Origin of the sequence: Enterobacter sp. D2 (assembly GCF_034427575.1) — a bacterium.
GTDB classification, from domain to species: Bacteria; Pseudomonadota; Gammaproteobacteria; order Enterobacterales; family Enterobacteriaceae; genus Enterobacter; species Enterobacter cloacae_M.
This window is the reverse complement of record NZ_JAXQPP010000006.1, coordinates 59,585-82,875: the sequence shown is the minus strand read 5'-3', so window position 1 is coordinate 82,875 and position 23,291 is coordinate 59,585. Positions and strand designations below refer to the sequence as shown.

The 23,291-nt window shown below is 55.7% G+C and carries 24 protein-coding genes; 3 read left to right on the top strand and 21 right to left on the bottom strand.

The genetic code is table 11. The features are described from left to right. Positions 1 to 2 precede the first annotated feature (2 nt). The 8 genes from SPG90_RS19925 to dnaB form a co-directional block, all read right to left on the bottom strand. The gene (locus tag SPG90_RS19925) at positions 3 to 356 is read right to left on the bottom strand and encodes an MmcQ/YjbR family DNA-binding protein (RefSeq protein ID WP_023310053.1); all 354 of its coding nucleotides are present in this window, start codon (positions 354 to 356) and stop codon (positions 3 to 5) included. A gap of 2 nt (positions 357 to 358) precedes the next feature. After that, positions 359 to 775: a secondary thiamine-phosphate synthase enzyme YjbQ gene (locus SPG90_RS19920; RefSeq protein ID WP_023310052.1), complete on the bottom strand. Its 417-nt coding sequence runs from the start codon at positions 773 to 775 to the stop codon at positions 359 to 361. Positions 776 to 888: 113 nt separating this feature from the next. Beyond that, a complete protein-coding gene (gene aphA / locus SPG90_RS19915) occupies positions 889 to 1,602 on the bottom strand; it encodes an acid phosphatase AphA (RefSeq protein ID WP_045355260.1) in 714 nt (237 codons plus the stop codon). 357 nt (positions 1,603 to 1,959) lie between these two features. Further along, positions 1,960 to 3,153 (bottom strand): aromatic amino acid transaminase, encoded by a 1,194-nt coding sequence (gene tyrB / locus SPG90_RS19910; RefSeq protein WP_126304289.1) that lies wholly within the window; start codon positions 3,151 to 3,153, stop codon positions 1,960 to 1,962. 75 nt (positions 3,154 to 3,228) lie between these two features. Further along, on the bottom strand, positions 3,229 to 4,239 hold the full coding sequence (locus tag SPG90_RS19905) for an AAA family ATPase (RefSeq protein WP_126304287.1): 1,011 nt from the start codon (positions 4,237 to 4,239) through the stop codon (positions 3,229 to 3,231). Continuing rightward, positions 4,236 to 4,793 carry a nicotinamide riboside transporter PnuC gene (gene pnuC / locus SPG90_RS19900; protein ID WP_322408288.1) on the bottom strand — a complete coding sequence of 186 codons (558 nt, stop codon included), beginning with the start codon at positions 4,791 to 4,793 and terminating at the stop codon, positions 4,236 to 4,238. The genes SPG90_RS19905 and pnuC overlap by 4 nt, the downstream gene beginning before the upstream one ends. A 22-nt stretch (positions 4,794 to 4,815) precedes the next feature. After that, entirely contained in the window at positions 4,816 to 5,895 is a 1,080-nt protein-coding gene (alr, locus tag SPG90_RS19895) for an alanine racemase (protein WP_126304285.1), read from the bottom strand. Between the two features lie 16 nt (positions 5,896 to 5,911). Beyond that, a complete protein-coding gene (gene dnaB / locus SPG90_RS19890; protein ID WP_023310046.1) occupies positions 5,912 to 7,324 on the bottom strand; it encodes a replicative DNA helicase in 1,413 nt (470 codons plus the stop codon). A 66-nt stretch (positions 7,325 to 7,390) separates the two neighbouring features. Here dnaB and SPG90_RS19885 point away from each other — a divergent pair, with 66 nt between their 5' ends. Continuing rightward, positions 7,391 to 8,374, top strand: a complete 984-nt coding sequence (locus SPG90_RS19885) for a quinone oxidoreductase (RefSeq protein ID WP_126304283.1) — start codon at positions 7,391 to 7,393, stop codon at positions 8,372 to 8,374. A 184-nt stretch (positions 8,375 to 8,558) separates the two neighbouring features. Here the strand turns inward: SPG90_RS19885 and pspG are convergent, their stop codons facing one another. The 4 genes from pspG to SPG90_RS19865 form a co-directional block, all read right to left on the bottom strand. Further along, positions 8,559 to 8,801 carry an envelope stress response protein PspG gene (gene pspG, locus SPG90_RS19880; RefSeq protein ID WP_126304325.1) on the bottom strand — a complete coding sequence of 81 codons (243 nt, stop codon included), beginning with the start codon at positions 8,799 to 8,801 and terminating at the stop codon, positions 8,559 to 8,561. A gap of 136 nt (positions 8,802 to 8,937) precedes the next feature. Next, positions 8,938 to 9,933, bottom strand: coding sequence for a tRNA dihydrouridine(20/20a) synthase DusA (dusA, locus tag SPG90_RS19875; protein ID WP_045355242.1), 996 nt, complete (start codon positions 9,931 to 9,933; stop codon positions 8,938 to 8,940). Positions 9,934 to 10,015: 82 nt separating this feature from the next. Further along, positions 10,016 to 11,275 carry a conjugal transfer protein TraF gene (locus SPG90_RS19870; RefSeq protein WP_126304323.1) on the bottom strand — a complete coding sequence of 420 codons (1,260 nt, stop codon included), beginning with the start codon at positions 11,273 to 11,275 and terminating at the stop codon, positions 10,016 to 10,018. Between the two features lie 223 nt (positions 11,276 to 11,498). Beyond that, entirely contained in the window at positions 11,499 to 11,987 is a 489-nt protein-coding gene (locus SPG90_RS19865) for a cupin domain-containing protein (RefSeq protein WP_023310041.1), read from the bottom strand. A gap of 114 nt (positions 11,988 to 12,101) precedes the next feature. On the opposite strand from SPG90_RS19865, the gene zur reads away from it, so the two are divergent. Then, positions 12,102 to 12,614 (top strand): zinc uptake transcriptional repressor Zur, encoded by a 513-nt coding sequence (zur, locus tag SPG90_RS19860; protein ID WP_008503369.1) that lies wholly within the window; start codon positions 12,102 to 12,104, stop codon positions 12,612 to 12,614. 69 nt (positions 12,615 to 12,683) lie between these two features. Here zur and SPG90_RS19855 read toward each other — a convergent pair whose 3' ends face one another. From SPG90_RS19855 to SPG90_RS19840, 4 genes are all read right to left on the bottom strand, one after another. Next, positions 12,684 to 12,893, bottom strand: a complete 210-nt coding sequence (locus tag SPG90_RS19855) for a CsbD family protein (RefSeq protein WP_014830284.1) — start codon at positions 12,891 to 12,893, stop codon at positions 12,684 to 12,686. Between the two features lie 120 nt (positions 12,894 to 13,013). Then, on the bottom strand, positions 13,014 to 14,351 hold the full coding sequence (gene dinF / locus SPG90_RS19850) for an MATE family efflux transporter DinF (RefSeq protein WP_045402492.1): 1,338 nt from the start codon (positions 14,349 to 14,351) through the stop codon (positions 13,014 to 13,016). A gap of 63 nt (positions 14,352 to 14,414) precedes the next feature. Continuing rightward, a complete protein-coding gene (gene lexA, locus SPG90_RS19845; protein ID WP_126304281.1) occupies positions 14,415 to 15,023 on the bottom strand; it encodes a transcriptional repressor LexA in 609 nt (202 codons plus the stop codon). Positions 15,024 to 15,131: 108 nt separating this feature from the next. Then, complete coding sequence (locus SPG90_RS19840; RefSeq protein ID WP_023334158.1) at positions 15,132 to 15,500, bottom strand: diacylglycerol kinase; 369 nt, start codon at positions 15,498 to 15,500, stop codon at positions 15,132 to 15,134. A gap of 154 nt (positions 15,501 to 15,654) precedes the next feature. Between SPG90_RS19840 and plsB the strand changes: the two genes are divergently transcribed. After that, a complete protein-coding gene (gene plsB, locus SPG90_RS19835; RefSeq protein WP_126304279.1) occupies positions 15,655 to 18,075 on the top strand; it encodes a glycerol-3-phosphate 1-O-acyltransferase PlsB in 2,421 nt (806 codons plus the stop codon). 117 nt (positions 18,076 to 18,192) lie between these two features. Here plsB and gntU read toward each other — a convergent pair whose 3' ends face one another. From gntU to SPG90_RS19810, 5 genes are all read right to left on the bottom strand, one after another. Then, the gene (gntU, locus tag SPG90_RS19830) at positions 18,193 to 19,533 is read right to left on the bottom strand and encodes a gluconate transporter (RefSeq protein WP_023310036.1); all 1,341 of its coding nucleotides are present in this window, start codon (positions 19,531 to 19,533) and stop codon (positions 18,193 to 18,195) included. Positions 19,534 to 19,536: 3 nt separating this feature from the next. Next, a complete protein-coding gene (gene gntK / locus SPG90_RS19825; protein ID WP_008503362.1) occupies positions 19,537 to 20,064 on the bottom strand; it encodes a gluconokinase in 528 nt (175 codons plus the stop codon). A gap of 126 nt (positions 20,065 to 20,190) precedes the next feature. Next, positions 20,191 to 21,186 carry a gluconate operon transcriptional repressor GntR gene (gene gntR / locus SPG90_RS19820; RefSeq protein WP_021242747.1) on the bottom strand — a complete coding sequence of 332 codons (996 nt, stop codon included), beginning with the start codon at positions 21,184 to 21,186 and terminating at the stop codon, positions 20,191 to 20,193. A gap of 101 nt (positions 21,187 to 21,287) precedes the next feature. Then, positions 21,288 to 21,983, bottom strand: a complete 696-nt coding sequence (locus tag SPG90_RS19815; RefSeq protein WP_322408287.1) for a pirin family protein — start codon at positions 21,981 to 21,983, stop codon at positions 21,288 to 21,290. Positions 21,984 to 22,106: 123 nt separating this feature from the next. Beyond that, the gene (locus SPG90_RS19810) at positions 22,107 to 23,144 is read right to left on the bottom strand and encodes an oxidoreductase (RefSeq protein ID WP_045402500.1); all 1,038 of its coding nucleotides are present in this window, start codon (positions 23,142 to 23,144) and stop codon (positions 22,107 to 22,109) included. Positions 23,145 to 23,291 lie beyond the last annotated feature (147 nt).

Here is a 23,291-nt window from a genome sequence, read left to right as displayed (position 1 = left end):
TGTCACACGGAGAGTTGCTGTCGGGTGGTTTCCGGCAGCAGCTCAACCGCCTGCTGATAGGACGCATCCACCAGGTAGTAGATCTGTGAGCCTGGAATCGATCCATCCAGATAGACGGTGCTCCAGTGCGCCTTATTGAGGTGCTTGCTCGGCCTCACGTCATCATGCTGTTGACGTAGCAAATCCGCCAGTTCAGGGCTGGTTTTCAGCGACGCCGCCGGACGGCCTTCCACCTCTTTCACCATCGCAAACAGGACATCTCCCACTTTAATCTGCGTGGCTTTCCAGTCGCTATGAACGCTCTGCTCCGCGCCGGGCTTGCTCATGCAGTACTGAAGTATCTCCGAAATTGTCATCTTTATTCCCCTTGTAGCGTGGCGATAATTTTACGCGAACCACCGTGAATGCGATGCTCTCCCAGCCAGATCCCCTGCCACGTTCCCAACAGCAACCGCCCGTTGTGAACCGGCAGCATCAACGATACGCCCAGCAGGGAGGATTTAATATGCGAAGGCATATCGTCCGCCCCCTCATAGTCATGCTCGTAAGGCGCGTTGTCCGGGACGCTCTTCAGAAAATGGTGCTCCATGTCGGACCGGACGGTGGGATCGCAATTTTCATTAAGCGTGAGAGAGGCGGACGTGTGCTGAAGCAGCAGATGCAGCAAACCCGTTTTCACCCGCGACAGGTCGCGGAGTTGACCGATGACTTCATCCGTCACCAGGTGAAATCCGCGTGGTTTAGCGCTTAAGGTCAGGGTCTGTTGATACCACATGTGCTGCTCCGTGATGAAAGATGAATCTTTCTAAGTGTGCAGCAAGAAGACGAAAGGTAAAACCCGCAGCAGCGAGATTTGATTAAAAAAGAGTCAAACCCGCTGCCATGTACTTAATACTCCGAATTGACGATCACCTCTTCGCCAAACTTTCCGGCCATCGGAAGCGGTCGATAGGTCGAGTTAGAGGCGCGCAACACCCTGATCCCTCTGGCTCCCACGTCATGCGCGGCGGTGATGTCGTTATCCGAATCGCCGTAGAATACTTTGATATTTTTCTTTTCCAGCCACTGGGTTTTGGTGTTTTGCCCTTCTTTGTCACCGGCAAAAATGACCGGATTCATGCTGGTTGCCGGGATCTGGAAATCATCCTGCAGCGTTTTAGAGACGGTTTCGGTTTTGGTCTGACTGCGGCCGGTGACAAAGTAGATGCTGTCACCGCGCTTCACGTGCATAGCAATAAGCGCACGGGCAACCTCTTTCGGGATGCTGAATTCGTCCCAACCGTTATTCATTTTTTCCCAGAATTCCGGGTTCTTCAGATACGCTTCGCTGTCGGGTGAATACGTTTTCTTCCCGCGCCAGAAGCCGGGGCTTGAGAACAGCACTGTATCGTCAATGTCAAAACCCACGGCCATTGGCGGGCGGCCGATCAGGCTGTTTTCGATTTGGGCCACGGAAACCCAGTGAATGGGTGCCTGCTCGGCGAGAATGGCGGCGGTGGTGCCGGTGTAAAGCGGCGTCGGGGCAGAAGCTCGCGCGACGACGGCGCTATTAAGCGAGAACAATAAGCAGGCGGCGCTGAGCGCCAGTGTGATCTTGCGCATATTTTCCCCTGAATATTCAGTTTGTTATCGTTTTAATTTGAGTAGATGGTCAAAAAACTATCCGACCATAACCCCAGCGGGAGGTGAAGGGAAGGAGTTTTTGCTTATGAAGCGGAATAAAAAGAAGATGATCACAAAGAGTGGATGAGTGATGTAGGCCCGGTAAGGCGCAGCCGCCACCGGGCAAGATTTTCTGCGGCCTGATGCCCTCACCCCAGCCCTCTCCCACAGGGAGAGGGAGAACACCCAGCCCGTAGGCCCGGTAAGCGAAGCGCCACCGGGCAAGATTCTTGTACGACCTGATGTCCTCACCCCAACCCTCTCCCACAGGGAGAGGGGGAAATGAATAGTGAGTACTTACATTACAGCGGCAAACGCCTGCGCCACGCGATGAACGTTGCTGGAATTCAGACCCGCCACGCACATACGGCCGCTGGCAATGAGATAAACGCCGAACTCTTCGCGCAGGCGATCGACCTGCGCCGCGCTCAGTCCGGTATAGCTGAACATCCCGCGCTGCTTGAGCAGATAGTCGAAGTTATGTCCCGGCACCGCCTCTTTCAGGACGTTAACCAGTTCCTGACGCATAGACAGGATGCGCTTACGCATCGCTTCCACTTCGCCAAGCCAGGACGCTTTCAGCTGCTCGTCACCGAGAACCGTCGCCACCACCTGCGCACCAAAGTTTGGCGGGCTGGAGTAGATACGGCGTACCGTCGCTTTCAGCTGGCCGAGCACGCGACCCGCCGCTTCGGCGTCTTCACAGACCACGGACAGACCGCCAACGCGTTCACCGTACAGGGAGAAGATTTTAGAGAAGGAGTTACTTACCAGCGCTGGCAGACCTGCGCTGGCCACGGCGCGGATGGCGTAAGCATCTTCTTCCATGCCCGCGCCAAAGCCCTGGTAGGCAATGTCGAGGAACGGAATCAGGTCGCGGGCCTTCAGTACCTCAATCACCGCATCCCACTGGGCGTTGGTGAGATCCGCCCCGGTCGGGTTATGGCAGCATGGATGCAGCAGCACAATGCTGCGCGCCGGCAGGGTGTTCAGTTTTTCCAGCAGTGCTTCGACGCGCACGCCGTTCGTTTCGCTGTCGAACCACGGATAGGTCGCCACGCTGAAACCTGCGCCCTCGAAGATCGCAACGTGGTTTTCCCACGTCGGGTCACTGACCCACACGCCTGAATCCGGGAAGTATTTTTTCAGGAAGTCTGCACCCACTTTCAGCGCACCCGAGCCGCCCAGCGTCTGGATGGTCGCCACGCGTTTTTGCGCGAGCACCGCGTGATCGGCACCGAATAACAGCGGAGCGATGGTGTTGCGGTAGGCGTTTAACCCTTCCATCGGCAGATAAAGAGAAGCACCGTGTGGAACAGCATTCAGACGCGCTTCGGCTTCGGCAACGGCTTTTAACTGAGGAATGATGCCATCCTCGTTGTAATACAGACCGATGCTGAGGTTCACTTTGTCGCTGCGAGGATCTTCTTTGAAACGCTCCATTAAGGAGAGGATAGGGTCGCCGGCATAGGCGTCAACTTTCTGAAACACGCGATGGTTCTCCGGAATTCGATGAGGCAGGGATTTCAACAATAAACCGGAAGTAGGAGAAGGTCGAGAGCGATATCAGGCCAGCCCCTGGATATATCGGCAAATTTGATCGATTCGCTCAGGCAGTGAGCCCTGCACGCGCAGAAAAGGAATATTTCGTGCCGATAGCTCTGCTTCATACCATACCTGCTGTCTGTGGCGAAACGCCTCGCCCTGCCGGGTGCCATCCTGTACAAACGGAAATTCATCTCCGCAAAGTACGACCAGTGCATAGTCTCGTTCAGCTAACTCCTTTAACGCCTGCGGCGCGCTGCCAAACTGATCGAGTGTGTAAAACAGGGTCGTTAAAGGTGACGTATCACAGACCAGATAAGGCGCCGTGCAGGCTAATGCTTCCCGGCGCACTTGCTCGCGGGCAATATGCAGCAAATCCTCCAGCTCCAGGATGCCGTTCTTCGCTTCCCAGTGTTCACGACCATACTCTGCAACGTACGGAACGTTTAGCGTCTGCGCCAGTGCCTTTGCTAGCGTGCTTTTGCCCGTCGATTCTCCACCTAATAAGCAGATACGAAAAACAAAGCTTCGGTACACCTCTGGGGACATCATCTTACGATAACGATGAACATCAGAACGTATGCGCGTTCCCGAAGGGGCATCAGGTCCCAGTGGACGCTGGAGACGAACGTGCGCAACCGGTCGTCCGAAACGTTGGCTCAACACACTAGCAAACCCGTCTCCATAGTCTTCGGCAGTAAATACCGCCTCTGGCTGACAATGCAAAATGTCCTCACATAGCGTTGCAACATAATGCCGGTGAAGATCGTCATCAGCGTCATTCGGTGGATGTGGCGCAAGGCCATATGAAGCCAACACTTGCGGCGAAAGCACGAGGTGGCGACATTGCGGGAAGCGCGTTGTTAACCAGTTAAGCCGCTTTTCAGGTTCGTAACCGCGTATTTCCGGCGACGAATAGCTGATGATACAGACCGTCTCGCACTGCTCAAGAGCCGCATTGATAAGCGCTTCATGCCCTGAATGCAAAGGTGCAAATTTGCCCACAACCAGGCCGCTGGCATAACGCTTCATTGCGCGCGGATCTCCTTACGCCACTGATACAGTCCATGCCATGCATTAAACCAAAATAGCAAATATAACCCGGCGGTCAGATGCAGGTCCCTCATCGCATACAGCGGTACCGCCAGCGTGTTAACGGCAATCCAGACGTACCAGTTTTCCAGACGTCGTCCCATCAGCATAAACTGAGCAAGAACGCTGAATGTCAAAATGATGGAATCCAGCCAGGGAGCCCAGGCATTCGTATAGAGATGCAATATCAGTCCATACACCGCCGCCACGCTCACGGCACAGGCCAGGAGCATCAAGAAATGCCCCGGTTTGGTACGACGAACAGGCAATACCTCTCCATGGTTGCCTTTAAGCCAGTGCAACCAGCCGGTTATGCTCGTAACAATGAAGAAGAATTGAAGCGTAACGTCAGCATAAAGCTGCACAGAATAAAAGACCCAGGCATAAAGCCCGCTGCCTATGATGCCAATCCACCACGTATGGATGTTATTTCTGGCGGCCAGCCAGACGGAGAGCGCATAGGCCAGACAAGCCGCGATTTCTGAAGGGGGCATTATCCTTCCCTGGAATGAAATGTTAGTCGATGTACTTCATCGCCACCCTTGACGTCAGGCGCGTGATAAGTTCGTAAGCACTCACTTTCGTAATTTCAGCAATGCGTTCAACGGGCAAACCTTCCCCCCACATCACGACATCGTCGCCGGGCTTATCCTGGGCTTCAGGCCCGAGATCGACACAAATCATGTCCATCGCCACGCGGCCAACAATCTTCACCTCGCGACCGTTGACCAGAACTGGCGTGGCCGAAGGCGCGGCGCGCGGATAGCCGTCACCATAACCCATCGCCACCACGCCGAGACGGGTATCACGCTCGCTGGTCCAGGTACCGCCGTAGCCCACAGGCTCACCTGCTTTATGGTCACGCACGGCAATCAGGTTAGAGACCAGCGACATGACCGGCTGGAAGCCAAAGTCCGGCCCCCAGGGTTTGTTCTCCAGCGGCGACACGCCGTAGAGAATAATGCCTGGTCGCGCCCAGTCGAAATGCGACTGCGGCCACAGCAGAATCCCGCCGGATGCCGCAATCGAGCGCATCCCCGGCTTGCCTTCGCAGAAGGTGTTAAAGATATCCAGCTGCCGCTCGGTCGCACCGCACTCGGGCTCATCGGCACGGGCGAAGTGGCTGACGATATTCACCGGCTGACGCACGTTTTTGCACCGGCATAAACGCTGATAAAACGCTTCCGCGCTTTCCGGACGCACGCCAAGACGGTGCATGCCCGTGTCGAGCTTCATCCAGACGTTCACCGGCTCGCTCAGTTCGGCGGTTTCGAGTGCGGTTAGCTGTTCTTCATTATGTACCGCCGTGTGCAGATGCTGGTCAGCAATGGTCGGCAGATCGCTGGCTTCGAAAAAGCCTTCGAGGAGCAGTATGGGTTGAGTAATACCGCCCGCGCGCAGGCGGAGGGCTTCTTCAAGACGGGCGACGCCAAAGGCGTCGGCATCGGGGAGCGTTCGCGCGGTCTCAAGAAGACCGTGTCCGTAAGCGTTCGCTTTCACGACTGCAACGAGCTTGCTGGCAGGCGCCAGTTCACGCAGACGTTGCAGGTTGTGTCGCAGAGCGCGGCGGTTAATAACAACAGTTGCCGCTTGCATTTGAATTCCTTAGAAATTACTCATCATCATATTGAGGACCGGCATAGTTGTCGAAACGCGACCACTGTCCGTTAAAGGTCAGACGCACCGTCCCGATTGGGCCGTTACGTTGTTTACCAATAATAATTTCGGCGATCCCTTTCAGGTCGCTGTTCTCGTGATAAACCTCATCACGGTAGATAAACATAATTAAGTCGGCATCCTGCTCGATGGAGCCAGACTCACGCAGGTCAGAGTTGACCGGGCGCTTGTCGGCACGTTGTTCCAGAGAGCGGTTCAGCTGCGACAGCGCGACTACCGGTACGTGCAGCTCTTTGGCTAACGCCTTGAGCGAGCGGGAAATCTCCGCAATTTCAAGCGTACGGTTGTCGGAAAGCGACGGGACGCGCATCAGCTGAAGGTAGTCGATCATGATGAGGCCGATGCCACCGTGTTCACGGGCGATACGGCGCGCGCGGGAGCGCACTTCCGTCGGCGTCAGGCCGGACGAGTCATCGATATAGATGTTACGTTTTTCCAGCAGAATGCCCATGGTGCCGGAGATGCGCGCCCAGTCTTCATCATCGAGCTGGCCGGTACGAATGCGGGTCTGATCTACGCGCGACAGCGACGCCAGAGAACGCATCATAATCTGCTCGGAGGGCATCTCAAGGCTGAAGATCAGCACCGGCTTATCCTGCAACATCGCCGCGTTTTCGACGAGGTTCATCGCAAAGGTAGTTTTACCCATCGACGGACGCGCGGCGACGATAATCAAATCCGACGGCTGCAGGCCGGCGGTTTTCTTGTTCAAATCGTCATAGCCGGTGTTTACCCCGGTCACACCGTCGTGCGGCTGCTGGAACAGCTGTTCAATACGGGCAACGGTGGCGTCGAGGACATCGGCGATGTTTTTTGGGCCTTCGTCTTTATTGGCGCGGCTTTCGGCGATTTTAAAGACGCGGGATTCAGCCAGGTCGAGCAGGTCTTCGCTGGTGCGCCCCTGCGGATCAAAACCGGCCTCGGCGATCTCATTCGCCACCGAGATCATCTCGCGGACGACGGCACGTTCGCGCACGATATCGGCATAAGCGCTGATGTTCGCCGCACTAGGCGTGTTTTTTGACAGTTCCGCCAGATAGGCAAACCCGCCGCAGCTGTCGAGCTGACCAAGACGCTCCAGCGATTCCGCGAGCGTGATCAGGTCGATCGGGCTGCCCGATTCCTGCAGGCGCGCCATTTCAGTAAAGATGTGGCGGTGCGGGCGGGTGTAGAAATCTTCCGCCACGACGCGCTCGGCGACGTCGTCCCAGCGCTCGTTATCCAGCATTAAACCGCCCAACACCGACTGTTCCGCTTCAATCGAGTGCGGCGGGACCTTTAACCCTGCGACCTGGAAATCACGCTCTCGAGGTTCAGTCTGTTTGTTGAAGGGTTTGTTTCCTGCCATAGTGAATGGAGTTACCGAGATAAAGAGTGGGTCGAAAGATTACCATATTTTTCTTACGGAGGGAGCATGGCAACGCGCATTGAATTCCAGAAACACGGTGGGCCAGACGTACTGAAAGCGGTGGAGTTCACACCTGCCGCGCCTGGCGAAAACGAAGTGCAGGTTGAAAACAAAGCCATCGGCATTAACTACATCGACACCTATATTCGCGGCGGTCTCTACCCGCCTCCGTCGATGCCGAGCGTCCTGGGCACCGAGGCGGCCGGTGTCGTCGTTAAAGTGGGCAGCGCGGTTAAGCATATTAAAGAGGGCGATCGCGTGGTATACGCGCAGTCTGCGCTGGGCGCTTACAGCTCCGTCCACAACGTTCCGGCGGATAAAACCGCCCTGCTGCCTAACGCTATCTCCTTCGAACAGGCGGCGGCCTCGTTCCTGAAAGGTCTGACGGTTTACTACCTGCTGCGTAAAACCTATGAAATTAAACCCGACGAGCAGTTCCTGTTTCATGCCGCGGCGGGCGGCGTCGGGCTCATCGCCTGTCAGTGGGCAAAAGCCCTGGGCGCAAAACTGATCGGCACCGTGGGCAATGCCCAAAAAGCGCAGCGCGCGCTGCAGGCGGGCGCCTGGCAGGTGATTAACTACCGTGAAGAGAGCATTGTCGAACGGCTGAAGGAGATCACCAGCGGCAAAAAGGTGCGCGTCGTGTATGACTCGGTTGGGAAAGACACCTGGGAAGCGTCGCTGGACTGTCTGCAGCGCCGTGGTCTGATGGTCAGCTTCGGCAATGCGTCAGGCGCGGTAACCGGCGTTAACCTCGGCATACTGAACCAGAAAGGTTCGCTGTATGTGACTCGCCCTTCCCTGCAAGGATACATCACCAACCGGGAAGAACTTGAGGAAGCCAGCAACGAGCTGTTCTCGCTGATCGCCAGCGGCGTCATCAAAGTGGATGTGGCTGATGCGCAGAAATTCGCGTTGACCGATGCGCGGCGCGCGCATGAGGTGCTGGAGAGCCGGGCGACGCAGGGGTCGAGCTTGTTGATTCCCTGAGTCCCAAAAAGAAATTGGGCTTCCCGTGGGAAGCCCTTTCTTTTTTTAGTTCGGCTGTATGTAGGGTACAGCTCGATGAATTCTTTAACGGCAGTCATAGTGACAGATTCGATAACTAAATCCTATTCTGTTCTAAGCCATGCCGCCGGAAAAGTTACAAGTATGTGACGAACCCCTCAATACCTTAGTAACGGAAGCGGTTATTGCGCTGATAACTGGGCACTTTTGGCGCTTTAATCGCCCGAATCACCCACACGACCGTAATGGCCAGCAGTAGCCACGGCAACAGTTTGATCGTCAGCGCAAACAGTCCGCCAATAAACATGACCACCGTCGCCACCACGATAGCCGCCAGAATGCCGAGCAGCGAAACGCCTGTCGCTAACAGCATGACAAAAAAGCCAATCACAAAAAGTAGTTCCAGCATGGTGCTCTCCCACGAGTTCCCGAGTAATGCAGTCAGCATTACAAGAATCATGCCAGTATTAAACTGTTGTTATTAAAGCAAAACGCCCCGCGAACGTTCGCAGGGCGTGGTGAATTTGACGAACTTTTAGCGAAAGTTATCGCTTGTCCGCCACCAGTCGCAGCGCATGTTCCAGCACCTCAATATCGGCACCGGCTTTATGCGCATTCTCGCTCAGGTAGCGGCGCCACTGACGCGCGCCCGGAATCCCCTGGAACAGACCAAGCATATGGCGGGTGATATGGCCGAGATAGGTACCATTGCTCAACTCGCGCTCAATGTAAGGGTACATCGCACGCACGACCGCAACCGGATCGGTGTCCGCGCCTTCGATACCAAAGATTTCGCGATCGACCGTCGCCAGAATGCCCGGGTTCTGATACGCCTCGCGCCCGACCATCACGCCATCCATATGCGCCAGATGCGCTTTGGCCTCTTCCAGCGACTTGATGCCACCGTTGATGGACATCGTCAGGTGCGGGAAGTCACGCTTCAGTTGATACACGCGCGGATAGTCCAGCGGCGGGATCTCACGGTTCTCTTTCGGGCTGAGGCCGGAGAGCCAGGCTTTTCGCGCGTGAATGATGAACATCTCGCACTCGCCTTTCCCGGATACCGTGTTGATGAAGTCGCACAGGAATTCGTAGCTGTCCTGATCGTCAATGCCGATACGGGTTTTGACCGTGACCGGAATGGAGACCACATCGCGCATCGCCTTGATACAGTCCGCTACCAGCTGTGCATTCCCCATCAGGCAGGCGCCAAACATGCCGTTCTGCACGCGGTCGGACGGGCAGCCAACGTTCAGGTTGATCTCGTCGTAGCCGCGTTCTTCCGCCAGCTTCGCGCACTGCGCCAGCGCGGCCGGATCGCTGCCACCCAGCTGCAGGGCAACCGGATGCTCTTCTTCGCTATAGGCCAGATAGTCGCCCTTCCCGTGAATGATTGCGCCCGTGGTCACCATTTCGGTGTACAGCAGCGTATGGCGGGAGAGCTGGCGCAGGAAATAGCGGCAGTGTCTGTCCGTCCAGTCGAGCATCGGCGCAATGGAGAAACGGTGTGCAGGGAAAGCGGTCTGTAATTCTGACGACATGGCGAAGTTTTAAGCATCTGGTGGAAAAGGGGCGCTACTATAGCACAAAGAAAAGCCGGAGGCGCAGCGCCTCCGGTGGACTTTAGAACGTCATGCTCAGCTGAGCCCCGGCACCCCAGGTTTCGTCCTCGCCGTACAGGCCCATCAGATCAACATGAACGGTACTGAACGGCGCGAAACCGACACCGCCGGTAAAGACATTGCTGTCGTTACCCTTCACGTCCGCGCGATAACCCGCACGCACCGCCAGCCAGCTGAGCGGCGTAACCTCGGCACCGACCCCCACGTACTGCGACGTATCTTCGCTCTTGAAGCCTTTGGTTTCCGTCAGATCGCCATCGGCGGTCAGCGTCACCAGGTCGTTGTGCCAGGCGGCACCGGCGGTCACCAGCGGACGGATCTGGTAGGTGTCTTTATAGCTCACCACTTCTCCCGTCCGGCCGTTGCGGATACGGATATCTTTGGTGTCGATATCGCGCGACATCAGGTTTTGGCCGCTCACGCCGACCGTCCAGTGTTCGCCGAAATCAGCCGCAATACCGGCATCGACGTTGAAGCCCGTGTCGTCCGTGCGGTAGCGGCTGTCGTTCCACTTGTTACTGTCATAATCGTAGATTGACGTGGTGTAGTTATAGACCCAGGTTTTTTGCAGTTTTGGCGTCACGCCCACGGAAACCGGGACGCCGCCGAGGTCAAACTGACGGGCAACGGCAACACCATAGTCGGACACAATCGCTGCCCGGCCAGACGCCGTTGAGTTGAGATTTTTAGTGATCTGATCCGTACCGTTCAGCGCAGCGTCCAGGGCAACACCGGCAGCCACCACATTGCTTCGTTGAATACCGCGCAGATAATCAATATCTTGCTGATCGATAGACGAACTCACCCGGCCATGGGCGTACCCTTTCGCCATAAAGGCCACGGAAAGCACATCGTTAGGAATACTCACGGCAAGCCCTGCGCCTGCCGTCGCGCGTGCGGTTTTGCCCTTGAGATAGTCCAGCTCATCGGCCAGATCTTTGGCCGCGCCCTGGAATTGATTAATGGAACCTAACGGATTGGTGATGACCTGAATTGGCGTAAGGTTATCAACCACATCCTTATAGTGATTAATTTTGTCGTTGATGGTATCAATCTCATCCTGAAGATTGTCCTCATCCGTCACCTGAACGCCAACGGCCGGCAAAATGACCGTCACATCATCGTCCGGTTTTGCCTTTGCCAGCAACGCGGGGTTGATTAACGCCCCGCTACCATAGCTCCCGGAGGCAACGCCAGTGCCACCCATTGCGTCACTCCGTGATTCTGTCCAGGTATTGGCTGCTCCCGCCTGATTTGCCATAAACAAGGAAACAGCGATACTCACCACCGAAAATTTAAAATATTTTTTCACAGTATGCCCGTTATAGTCTGTTATGAAATAACCCCTGTCTGTTATCACCCAAACAGGAACGAACTATTGCTGTGAATAAGTAGTAAAAGACCCGCTATTTCTATCCCTAAGTAAAACTTCCTTACGGCCTGTTATATTTTGTGACGGCCCTCAATATTTATAGAAGAGGAAATTATTTTTTCCCAGGTTTTCCATCATGCGGTCCAAAAAACTGGGGCGGGTGGTCTACCCAGCGATCCTCACGGGTAGCGGCATACACCGGGTTGAGCGGATAGTAGATGCGATTGTGTTTCTTGTTGGCCTCGCCAACGACCAGTAACCGCACCTCTTCGTCCGTGTTGTTGATAAAGGTATGGCAAATACCCGTTCCGGCAGGAAACCCCACGCTGTCGCCCGGTTCAAGTTTCCATAAATAGCCATTAATCCACGCTTCTGGATGACCTTCGAGCACATAAACGAACTCTTCTTCATCGCTTTCCGCATGCGGATAGGACGTCCTGCGCCCGGGCGGTAAACGCTCATGATGGATACCAATGCGCCCGAGCCCAAGCTTGCGAGCCAACGGGGCGCCGATAGAAAAACGCTCATCGCTATCTGGGTAGGTCGAATCATCCGCGCCTTCAACGTCGCGCCAGTGCCGAATACAGTCAGGTTTTTTCATTGTTTATTTCCCGGTTTGTAATGGGTCAGGTATAGCACAGACTGGCGGATCTCGGCGTTTTTACCAGAACATGATAAAGTGGGGGTTTCCGTCCTATAACATCCGGGGTGCTAAATGGATAAGTCCACAAAAGAGCTGTTAGCGCAGGCCGAAAAGCTATGTGCGCAACGCAATGTGCGCCTGACTCCGCAGCGCCTTGAAGTCTTACGTCTGATGAGCCTGCAGCAGGGTGCTATCAGCGCCTACGATCTGCTCGACCTGCTCCGCGAAAGCGAACCGCAGGCGAAACCACCGACCGTGTATCGTGCCCTGGATTTCCTGCTGGAACAAGGATTCGTGCATAAAGTTGAGTCCACAAACAGCTATGTGTTGTGCCATCTGTTCGATCAGCCTACCCACACATCGGCGATGTTTATCTGTGACCGATGCGGCGTGGTGAAAGAAGAGGCTGCGGAAGGTGTGGAAGATATTATGCATACGCTGGCAGCAAAAATGGGTTTTGCCCTGCGTCATAACGTGATTGAAGCGCACGGACTGTGCTCTGCCTGCGTGGAAGTGGAAGCCTGTCGTCATCAGGACGCGTGTCAGCACGACCACTCTATTCTTGTGAAGAAAAAACCGCGTTAACGGCAAAAGAAAAGGCGGCTCATGGCCGCCCTCAGGGTGTACTTCCTTGTACTTGCGGGTAAAGCCCGGTTACCAGCGGTAGTCGTTGCGTTTTTCCCAGTCGCCCACTTCTTTTTCCGCCTGGTCTTTCGCGTAGCCGTAACGTTCCTGAATTTTACCGACAAGCTGATCGCGTTTACCTTCAATGACGGTCATATCGTCATCAGTCAGCTTACCCCACTGTTCTTTGGCTTTACCTTTGAACTGCTTCCAGTTGCCGCCGATTTCGTCTTTATTCATCATCGTGTCCTCTTAGTTAAGCGTCGGGTCGTAACGTCCGTTACGTTCTTTTCTGCTGGACGTGATAATTATTGTAGTTAAGGATTCGGCAGTTGATTTCATATTCGGAATCTTTAACCATCACGATATATCGTGACGTGAAGGGAACCAGGTATCGTTTTGCCAGTGGCGGTGCCAGATAAAAGCCAGCGATATCCCTCTCAGCGAGAGGAAAACGGCCAGGGCCAGCCACAAACCGTGATTACCCAGCCAGGGAAGCGTCAGCAGCGTCAGGCCAAACCCGGCCGCCGCGACCGCCATGCTGTTACGCATTTCCGCTCCGCGCGTCGCACCAATAAACATGCCGTCCAGCAGATAACACCAGACGCCGATCACCGGTAAGATGACTTGCCAGATGAGATAGTGACTCGCCAGCTCGCGCAGCGCAGGGATAGACGTAAGCAACGCGACGATTTGCTCACCAAGGCAGGCATAAACCAGGCCGAACGCCAGCGCCACCAGCCCAGACTGGCGGCAGGCTGCCCGCCAGACGTCCCGCAGCTGCCCGCTTTCGCGCGCGCCGTAAGCCTGCCCGGAATGCGCTTCTACCGCATAGGCAAAACCGTCCAGCGCGTAGGCGGTAAAGGTCAGTAGCGTCATCAATACCGCGTTGACCGCAACGATTTCTGGCCCCAGTCGCGCCCCGAAAACCGTCAGCGCGCCGAAGCAGAGCTGAAGCAGCAGCGAGCGCAGCATGATGTCACGATTAAGCGCCAGCAGCCTACGGATATTGCCGCGCCATGCGGTTTTGAGCAGCGCCAGGGAGATGCCGCGCATCGCCAGCACGCGCCAGACCATCCACAGACCAATAATAAAGGTTCCGTATTCGGCAATCGCCGTTGCCAGCGCCGCGCCCCGCACGTTCATATGCAGGCCCATTACCAGCCAGACATCCAGCACAATGTTGAGAAGGTTGCCTACCACCAGCAAAATCACTGGTGCACGGGCGTACTGAACGCCCAGGAGCCACCCCAGCAGAACCAGGTTTGCCAGCGAGGCGGGCGCGCTGAGCCAGCGGATTTCAAGGAAACGTCGCGCCTGAGCCAGTACCGCCTCGCTGCCGCCAACAATATGAAGCGCAAGATCGATCAGGGGTGCCCGCAATAAAACGATGAACGCCCCTGCACCGAGCGCAAGGATCAGCGGCTGGACCAGCGCGCGCGCCAGACGCAGCGGATCTTTTGCACCATAAGCCTGGGCCGTGAGCCCGGTGGTGCTCATGCGCAAAAAGAGCAGCAGCATAAACAGGAAGCTGGTTGCCGTCGCGCCAATCGCCACGCCGCCAAGATAAACAGGCGAATCAAGGTGGCCAATAACGGCAGTATCGACCAGACCCAGCAAGGGAACGGTAATATTGGAGAAAATCATCGGCAGAGCAAGACGCCACAATGCCTTATCGGATGCCGTCAGCAGTGACATGAAAAATACCGGGAGTCGAGAATGAAGCAGGCTACAGCGGCGCCATAGCCTGTCAGGAAGAGGTTACAGCCATTCGCCGTTGCGAATGACCCCAACCGCCAGTCCTTCGATAGAGAAGTTGTGTTCGCGGAGATCGACCACAATCGGGGAGAACTCGTTGTTTTCAGGCAGTAGCTGAACGGTGTTACCCTGTTTTTTCAGACGCTTGACGGTGACTTCATCATCAATGCGCGCGACAACCACCTGGCCGTTACGCACATCCTGCGTTTTGTGCACCGCAAGCAGATCGCCGTCAAGAATACCGATGTCTTTCATCGACATACCGCTGACGCGCAGCAGGAAATCAGCGCTCGGTTTGAACATGCTAGGATCGACCTGGTAGTGGCCTTCAATATGCTGCTGTGCCAGTAAAGGCTCACCGGCAGCAACACGGCCTATCAGCGGAATGCCCGTCTCTTCTTCCACCAGCAGGCGGATACCGCGTGACGCGCCTGAAACAATCTCAATCACGCCTTTACGCGCCAGCGCTTTCAGGTGCTCTTCAGCAGCATTCGGAGAACGGAAGCCCAGACGCTGCGCGATTTCCGCACGCGTGGGTGGCATACCCGTCTGGCCGATATGATCCCGGATGAGATCAAACACCTCTTGCTGCCTGGTCGTTAACGCTTTCATTCCGCCCCCTGGGTGTATATACAGTTATGCTGTGAGTATATACAGTCAAAGGCGATTTTGGAACCAAAAACTGCACAAAAAACCAGGGACTTAATTATTCCTCGAGGCTCATCGGAAATGTGACCAAAGCAGCGTGACCCAGGTGATAACGGCAGTGATAATCGCCAGCAGCACGGCAGCAGATCCCATGTCTTTTGCGCGACCAGAAAGCTCGTGGAAATCTGAACCAATGCGATCAACAACGGCCTCAATAGCGCTATTAAGAATTTCCACTATCATCACCAGAAGTACGGAACCGATAAGAAGTACGCGGGTAATAGCATCAACATCAAGGAAACAGGCGATAATCACCGCGATGATTGCGGCGACGCCCTCCTGGCGAAAGGCAGCTTCGTTGATCCACGCGGCACGGAAACCTTTCCATGAATAGCCGGCGGCTTTGATGATACGCGTTAACCCAGTGGTATTATTGGCCATTAAAAGAACCTTTTATGAAAAAAAGCGTCAGTAACAGGAACTGTAGCGCGTTTCGCTACAGCCTGAAGTATGACGGGTAACAACAGAAATTTTGCGCGCTTTCTGTTATCCTTGCGCCGCAATTGCATTATTAACCAGAGGCTTTACATCGTTTATGTCCGGCTGGCCACGAATTTACTACAAATTACTTAATTTACCATTAAGCATCCTGGTAAAAAGCAAGTCTATCCCAGCAGAACCCGCGCTGGAATTGGGGCTCGATACGTCGCGTCCTATTATGTACGTTTTGCCTTATAACTCGAAGGCAGACTTACTGACGCTTCGCGCCCAGTGTCTGGCGCATGACTTACCTGACCCGCTTGAACCGCTTGAAGTTGACGGCACTTTACTGCCGCGCTACGTGTTCATTCACGGTGGACCGCGCGTGTTTACCTACTACACGCCAAAAGAAGAGTCCATCAAGCTGTTCCACGACTATCTCGACCTGCACCGCAGCAACCCCGATCTGGATGTGCAGATGGTGCCGGTATCGGTGATGTTTGGTCGTCGTCCGGGCCGTGAAAAAGGCGAAGAGAACCCGCCGCTGCGCATGCTTAACGGCATCCAGAAGTTTTTCGCGGTCTCCTGGCTGGGACGCGACAGCTTTGTGCGTTTTTCCCCTTCCGTTTCGCTGCGTCGAATGGCGGACGAGCATGGAACCGACAAGATCATCGCGCAGAAACTGGCGCGCGTGGCGCGTATGCACTTCGCCCGCCAGCGCCTGGCTGCCGTAGGGCCGCGTCTTCCGGCGCGTCAGGATCTGTTCAACAAGCTGCTGGCCTCCAAAGCGATTGCTCGCGCCGTTGAAGACGAAGCGCGCAGCAAGAAAATATCGCATGAGAAAGCCCAGCAGAACGCCATTGCGCTGATGGAAGAGATTGCAGCGAACTTCTCTTACGAGATGATTCGCCTGTCCGATCGTATTCTCGGCTTTACCTGGAACCGCCTGTATCAGGGTATCAACGTTCATAACGCCGAGCGCGTACGCCAGCTGGCGCATGATGGCCATGAGATTGTCTATGTTCCCTGCCACCGCAGCCACATGGACTACCTGCTTCTTTCCTACGTGCTCTATCACCAGGGGCTGGTACCGCCGCATATTGCTGCCGGTATCAACCTGAATTTCTGGCCAGCAGGTCCGATTTTCCGCCGCCTGGGCGCGTTCTTTATCCGTCGTACCTTCAAGGGCAACAAGCTCTACTCCACCGTGTTCCGCGAATATCTGGGCGAGCTGTTCAGCCGCGGCTATTCCGTTGAGTACTTCGTGGAGGGCGGTCGTTCCCGTACCGGACGTCTGCTCGATCCGAAGACCGGCACGCTGTCGATGACCATTCAGGCGATGCTGCGCGGAGGAACCCGTCCAATCACGCTGGTGCCAATCTACATTGGCTATGAGCACGTAATGGAAGTGGGCACGTACGCGAAAGAGCTGCGCGGTGCGACCAAAGAGAAAGAAAGCCTGCCGCAGATGCTGCGCGGCTTGAGCAAGCTACGCAACCTCGGTCAGGGCTACGTGAACTTCGGCGAGCCGATGCCGCTGATGACGTATCTGAACCATCACGTTCCCGAGTGGCGTGAATCCATCGATCCAATCGAAGCGATTCGTCCAGCCTGGCTGACGCCAACGGTTAACGGCATCGCGTCCGAGCTGATGGTGCGCATTAACAACGCCGGTGCGGCTAACGCCATGAACCTGTGCTGTACGGCGCTTCTGGCCTCGCGTCAGCGCTCGCTGACCCGCGAACAGCTCACGGAGCAGCTGGATTGCTATCTGGACATGATGCGCAACGTGCCGTATTCCGTTGATTCAACCGTGCCTTCTGCTACCGCCAGTGAGCTTATCGATCACGCGTTGCAGATGAACAAGTTTGAAGTCGAAAAGGACACGATCGGCGACATCATCATTCTGCCGCGCGAACAGGCAGTGCTGATGACCTACTACCGCAACAACATCACCCATATGCTGATGCTGCCGTCGCTCATGGCGGCTATCATCACCCAGCACCGCAGTATTTCGCGTCAGGAGCTATTGCGTCACGTTGAGACGCTCTATCCGATGCTGAAAGCGGAACTATTCCTGCGCTGGAGCAAGGATGAGCTGGCGGGCGAACTGGAGAAACTGACGGAAGAGCTGCGTCGTCAGGGGCTGATCGCCGTCTCAAACGACGAGCTGCACATCAATCCGTCGCGTTCCCGTACCCTGCAACTGCTGGCGGCCGGCGCGCGCGAAACGCTGCAGCGCTACGCCATTACGTTCTGGCTGCTGAGTGCGAACCCGTCTATCAACCGCGGTACGCTGGAGAAAGAGAGCCGGACGCTGGCACAGCGCCTGTCCGTTCTGCACGGCATTAACGCCCCGGAGTTCTTCGACAAAGCGGTCTTCAGCTCTCTGGTCCTGACTCTGCGTGACGAAGGCTACATCAGCGATACGGGCGATGCCGAGCCGGAAGAGACGCTGAAGGTGTACCAGATGCTGGCCGAACTCATTACGTCGGATGTGCGTTTGACGATCGAGAGCGCGACGCAGGGCGAGTGATGTAAAAAAGCCGGATGGGGTTTCACCTGACCCGGCCTGGCGTTCTGCATAATATAAAGGCCCGGTAAGCGTTAACGCTACCGGGCCTTATTTTTGAGCCTTGTTAAATCACCGCGTTCAGCTCAGCAATGTGAAAGCAATCATCCCGACAATCGCACCCGTCGTGCCGAGGATGGTTTCCATCAGCGTCCAGGTTTTCAGGGTTTGCGCTTCGGTAGCGCCGGTAAATTTCCCGAACAGCCAGAAGCCCGCGTCGTTAACGTGAGAGACCACAATCGAACCGCCCGCGATACAGATAGACAGCGCGGCCATCTGCGCACCCGAGTAGTTCAGCTGTTCAATCACCGGCATCACCAGACCCACGGCGGTTAAGCACGCCACGGTTGCGGAACCCTGAATGATACGCACCGCCGCGGCCAGCACAAAGCAAGTTACCGCAATCGGCAGGCCCATTCCGGTCAGCGCTTCGCCCAGAGCCGGACCCACGCCGGAATCCACCAGCACCTGCTTGAACACGCCGCCTGCACCGATCACCAGCAGGATAATACCCGCCGGCTGCAGCGCCGCGCCGCAGATCTCCATCACCCGGTCTTTCGGCATCCCCTGACGCATCGCCAGGCCATAAATCGCCACCAGACACGCCACCAGGATCGCCGTGAACGGGTGACCGATGAACTCAAACCATTCATAGGCGCTGGAACCCACCGGCACAAAGCGCGCGGCGATGGTTTTCAGACCCACGAGAACCAGCGGGAGCAGGATCAGCGACAGGCTGAAGCCGAAGGACGGCATTTTGCCCTCGCCCAGGTGCGGCTCGGTGACGTCATCCGGAATATGCAGCTCAACGTAACGGCTGATGAAGTTGCCCCACAGCGGACCGGCAATAATCATCCCCGGAATTGCCGCGCACAGGCCAATCAGGATCATCCAGCCAAAATCGGCGTGCATCTGGGACGCCAGCAGCATCGGCGCAGGCCCAGGCAGCAGAAACGCTGCGGCCGCCGCCACGCCCGCAAACAGCGGAATAACCAGCTTCACGAGGTTAGTGCCGGTATGGCGCGCCATGGAGAACGCGACGCTTATCAGCAGCACAACGGCCACTTCGAAGAACAGCGGCAGCGCGCAAATCAGGCCCGCCAGACCAATCGCGTAGTGCGCGCGGCTGTGGCCGAAGGATTTCAGCATCTTGACGGCAATCTGGTCGACCGCGCCCGTCTCGTGCAAAATCTTGCCAAACATCGCGCCAAGGGCGACCACAATCGCCAGGAAGCCCAGCGTGCCTCCCATCCCTTTTTCCATCGTCGCGGCGATCTTGTCGAGCGGCATACCGGAAAAGAGACCTGCACCTATAGAAACCACCATCAAAGCGACAAAAGCGTGCATACGCGCCTTCATCACTAAAAACAGCAGCAGCAACACGGAACCCACTGCTGTCAAAACTAGCGTTAATGTACTCAAAACTTACTGCCTTTTATTAATGACCTCGATGGTGCTAGCAACAACACCCTCCAGTGACTGATCGATATCAACCACTAAGACGTCTTTCTCGTCTTCACCCGGCTCCTGCAGCGCTTCGAACTGCGTCACCAGCATCTGGGTTTTGAAGAAGTGACCTTTACGCGCCTTCAGGCGGCTTTCAATCACCTCGAAATCCCCTTTCAGGTAGATGAAAGAGAGGTTCGGGTTGCCGTCGCGCAGCAGGTCGCGGTAGGTTTTTTTCAGCGCGGAACAGACGATCAGGGAGACTTTGTTGGTGCGCTGCATAGCGAACGCGGCGTCATTCAGCGCCTGCAACCACGGCTTGCGGTCGTCATCGTTCAGCGGCTCGCCGGAGGCCATTTTCATGATATTGCTGCGCGGATGGAGGAAGTCGCCATCAAGAAACGCAGCCTGGAGTTGATGCGCCACTTCGCTGGCTACGGCTGATTTCCCGCTACCGGAAACGCCCATCAGGACGTAGACGTGGTGATCGTGATTAGTCGTGCTCAAAGGGTGTCCCTCAGTCAATTGTTACGGGTAACAGTTATCGGTAACATTGTCCTGCCGGGGCAAAAGAGAAGCAATATCCAAACGTGCGCGAAGTGAATAAGTGTGAGCTACTTCAAATTTGTCAGTTCAAATAGATCCACCCGGTGACAAGGTGAAACCTAAATCTAACATTTTTGGGGTCACCGTCTCGCCACGAATGCGCGCCAGCAGGCGTTCTGCGCCAATGCGGCCCATACGTTCACGCGGGGTCAGGACGCTCGCCAGACGCGGCTCCATCACCTGGCCGATGTCGTGGCCGTGGAAACCGGCGATCGCCATATCATCAGGGATCTTTAGCCCCAGACGCTGGCACTCAAACGCCGCGCCGACCGCAAGGTCATCGTTGGTGCAGAAAATACCGTCCAGTTGCGGATACTCGCGTCGTGCCTGACGCATCAGTTCAATACCCGACGTATAGGAAGAGGACTGCTCCACCATCACGCTGTAGGGGGTTAAGTTCGCGTCGAGCATCGCCTGCTCGTATCCCTTCTGTTTGATGATAGTACGTTCATCAAGACGCGCACCCAGATAGGCAATATGACGATGCCCACGGGCGATGATGGCCGCCGTCATCTGACGCGCCGCTTCGAAGTTATCGAACCCCACGGCGATATCGAGGCACGGCGACTGGCTGTCCATCAGCTCCACCACCGGGATACCGGCCACTTCGATCATTTTGAGCGTGCGGGCAGTGTGGGTACGTTCCGTTAAAATCAGGCCGTCGATGTTCCAGGAAAGCATCGATTCAAGACGTTCTTCTTCCAGCTCCGGCTTGTACCCGTAGTGGGCGAGCATGGTCTGATAGCCAAAAGCATCGGTGACGCTTTCAATGCCGCGCAAAACTTCGGCGAAAACCTGGTTGGTCAGGGAAGGAAGCAGGACGCCCACCGCACGGCTGGTCGCATTGGAGAGAATATCGGGCGCGCGGTTGGGGATATAACCCAGTTCATCAAGGGCTGCGGCAATCTTGCCACGTAACGCCACGGAAACCTGCTCCGGGTTACGTAAAAAACGGCTGACCGTCATTTTGGTCACACCGACGCGATCGGCGACATCCTGAAGTACGGGGCGTTTCTTTTTCATCGTCCTGAGAAATCTTGAAGTGAGAGATTTGCTCAGTTTATCACGGACAAAGCCCATCCTTCCCCTGTCAAAGGGAAGGATGGGCATTTATTTATGATTTATTACACCGGCGGCAGGTCAAACAGCAGAATTTCACTTTCGCTGTCGGCATGCACGGAGAGCGCCTGCTCATCCCAGACGGCCAGACCATCGGCGGTTGTCGCTTTGGTGCCGTTGATGGACACTTCACCTTTCACCACCTGGATCCAGACGCGGCGGTTGGCGGCAATCTGGTGCACAGACTGTTCGTCTTTCGCCAGCGCCCAGCGGTACAGCTCCATATCCTGATGCACCTTCAGGGAACCTTCACGCGCATCCGGGGACAGCACCAGCTGTTTGCCCTGTTTCGCGTCGAAGCGGCGCTGCTCGTAGCGCGGCGTGATGCCGGTCTCTTCTGGAATGATCCAGATTTGATACAGGTGCAGTTTTTCCGTTTTGCTCGGGTTGTACTCGGAGTGACGCACCCCGGTACCCGCGCTCATAATCTGGAACTCGCCCGCCGGAACCTGCTCTTTGTTACCCATGCTGTCCTGGTGCTCAACCGCCCCTTCCAGCACATAGGTCAGGATTTCCATGTCTTTGTGCGGGTGGGTACCGAAGCCCTGGCCTGCATCAATCACGTCTTCGTTAATCACGCGCAGTGCGGAGAAGCCCATGAAGTTCGGGTCGTAGTAGTCGGCAAACGAGAATGAATGCCATGAGTCCAGCCAGCCATGATTCGCGTGACCACGTTCGTTTGCTTTGCGTAAGTAGATCATTGTTTTCACCCTCAGTTCGTTTCGATGGAGTAAGTGTGGACGCAAACCGCCTGGGATCATAGAGGGTGAAAATTGACTCCTCTGTTCAAAAATTATGAACAAGCGCAGAGGAGCCGTTTTTGCTTATTTCGCGAGGGTTACCGTGGCAGGAGAAGCCTGCTCGAAGGCCCGCTCGAGGATTTCCAGGTTGGTCAGAACGTCAGATTCCTTGACGTAATTCGGCGCGCTAGTTGTGAGAGTTTCATACAGCGCATCGTAGACGCGGCCATAGTCGCCAATTTCCGGTTTCAACTCTTCTCTCACCGTCACGCCCTCATCGTTCACGTACTCCAGCATGCCCACGGAATCATCCGCCGCAAAGCCCGGTTCACCCGGCATGATGTTGGCCTTCAGGCTGGTCTCCTGCTGGTCGATGCCGTACTTGATGAACGAGCCTCGGGTTCCGTGAACGATAAATTTCGGATAGTCGATTTTCACCAGATGGCTGGTTTTGACGATGGCTTTCAGGTCGCCGTAGAACAGCTGCGCTTCAAAGGTGTCGTCCGGATTGGCTTTATTACGCAGGCTGCGGATGTCGTATGTGACATGATCCGGTCGGCCAAACAGAGAGATGATCTGGTCCATAGTATGCACGCCCAGACCATAGAACGAGCCGTCCTGCGGCAGGCCGGGTTGGGTTTCCGCTACCGGACGGTAGTAATCGAAGTGGCTTTCGATTTCCACAATATCGCCCAGCTTGCCGCTTTGAATCGCCTTTTTTGCCGTCAGGAAGCAGCTGTCAAAGCGACGGTTCTGATACGGCGTAACGTTCAGGCCTTTACTTTTCGCCAGCGCGAACAGCTGTTTTGCTTCGGCGATGGTCGGGGTGAACGGTTTTTCTACCAGCACGTTTTTGCCCGCTTCCAGCGCGCGTTTCGCATAGTCAAAATGGCTGTCGGCGTGGGTGCAGACGACAACCAGTTTGACCTGCGGGTCGTTAAGCACTTCATCAAGATCGCTGGTGAAATGGATATGAGAATACTGCGGGGATTGCTCTTCCGGCTTCGCGCGGCGGCGGAAGACGTGCGCGACGTGCCAGCTGTCTTTACGGTTGAGAACATACGGCAGGTGGTAGCGGGTCGTACTTTTACCAAATCCAATAAATGCGCAATGTAGTGTCATGGCTCAGTCCTTTTGGAAGGTTACTGAGTCTAACCATAACAAAAAAAAAGCCAGCTAAAAGCTGGCTAAAGTAATACTGGAAGCAATGTGAGCAATGTCGTGCTTTCAGGTTCCCGTAGCGGTCTTCCTGAATGCAGAGCAATAATA

What these genes read in the sequence shown, in the direction of transcription:
- SPG90_RS19925 (WP_023310053.1), bottom strand. Translation starts at nt 356, where the DNA reads ATGACAATTTCGGAGATACTTCAGTACTGCATGAGCAAGCCCGGCGCG.
- SPG90_RS19920 (WP_023310052.1), bottom strand. Translation starts at nt 775, where the DNA reads ATGTGGTATCAACAGACCCTGACCTTAAGCGCTAAACCACGCGGATTT.
- aphA (WP_045355260.1), bottom strand. Translation starts at nt 1,602, where the DNA reads ATGCGCAAGATCACACTGGCGCTCAGCGCCGCCTGCTTATTGTTCTCG.
- SPG90_RS19905 (WP_126304287.1), bottom strand. Translation starts at nt 4,239, where the DNA reads ATGAAGCGTTATGCCAGCGGCCTGGTTGTGGGCAAATTTGCACCTTTG.
- pnuC (WP_322408288.1), bottom strand. Translation starts at nt 4,793, where the DNA reads ATGCCCCCTTCAGAAATCGCGGCTTGTCTGGCCTATGCGCTCTCCGTC.
- alr (WP_126304285.1), bottom strand. Translation starts at nt 5,895, where the DNA reads ATGCAAGCGGCAACTGTTGTTATTAACCGCCGCGCTCTGCGACACAAC.
- dnaB (WP_023310046.1), bottom strand. Translation starts at nt 7,324, where the DNA reads ATGGCAGGAAACAAACCCTTCAACAAACAGACTGAACCTCGAGAGCGT.
- SPG90_RS19885 (WP_126304283.1), top strand. Translation starts at nt 7,391, where the DNA reads ATGGCAACGCGCATTGAATTCCAGAAACACGGTGGGCCAGACGTACTG.
- pspG (WP_126304325.1), bottom strand. Translation starts at nt 8,801, where the DNA reads ATGCTGGAACTACTTTTTGTGATTGGCTTTTTTGTCATGCTGTTAGCG.
- dusA (WP_045355242.1), bottom strand. Translation starts at nt 9,933, where the DNA reads ATGTCGTCAGAATTACAGACCGCTTTCCCTGCACACCGTTTCTCCATT.
- SPG90_RS19870 (WP_126304323.1), bottom strand. Translation starts at nt 11,275, where the DNA reads ATGGCAAATCAGGCGGGAGCAGCCAATACCTGGACAGAATCACGGAGT.
- SPG90_RS19865 (WP_023310041.1), bottom strand. Translation starts at nt 11,987, where the DNA reads ATGAAAAAACCTGACTGTATTCGGCACTGGCGCGACGTTGAAGGCGCG.
- zur (WP_008503369.1), top strand. Translation starts at nt 12,102, where the DNA reads ATGGATAAGTCCACAAAAGAGCTGTTAGCGCAGGCCGAAAAGCTATGT.
- SPG90_RS19855 (WP_014830284.1), bottom strand. Translation starts at nt 12,893, where the DNA reads ATGAATAAAGACGAAATCGGCGGCAACTGGAAGCAGTTCAAAGGTAAA.
- dinF (WP_045402492.1), bottom strand. Translation starts at nt 14,351, where the DNA reads ATGTCACTGCTGACGGCATCCGATAAGGCATTGTGGCGTCTTGCTCTG.
- lexA (WP_126304281.1), bottom strand. Translation starts at nt 15,023, where the DNA reads ATGAAAGCGTTAACGACCAGGCAGCAAGAGGTGTTTGATCTCATCCGG.
- SPG90_RS19840 (WP_023334158.1), bottom strand. Translation starts at nt 15,500, where the DNA reads ATGGCCAATAATACCACTGGGTTAACGCGTATCATCAAAGCCGCCGGC.
- plsB (WP_126304279.1), top strand. Translation starts at nt 15,655, where the DNA reads ATGTCCGGCTGGCCACGAATTTACTACAAATTACTTAATTTACCATTA.
- gntR (WP_021242747.1), bottom strand. Translation starts at nt 21,186, where the DNA reads ATGAAAAAGAAACGCCCCGTACTTCAGGATGTCGCCGATCGCGTCGGT.
- SPG90_RS19815 (WP_322408287.1), bottom strand. Translation starts at nt 21,983, where the DNA reads ATGATCTACTTACGCAAAGCAAACGAACGTGGTCACGCGAATCATGGC.
- SPG90_RS19810 (WP_045402500.1), bottom strand. Translation starts at nt 23,144, where the DNA reads ATGACACTACATTGCGCATTTATTGGATTTGGTAAAAGTACGACCCGC.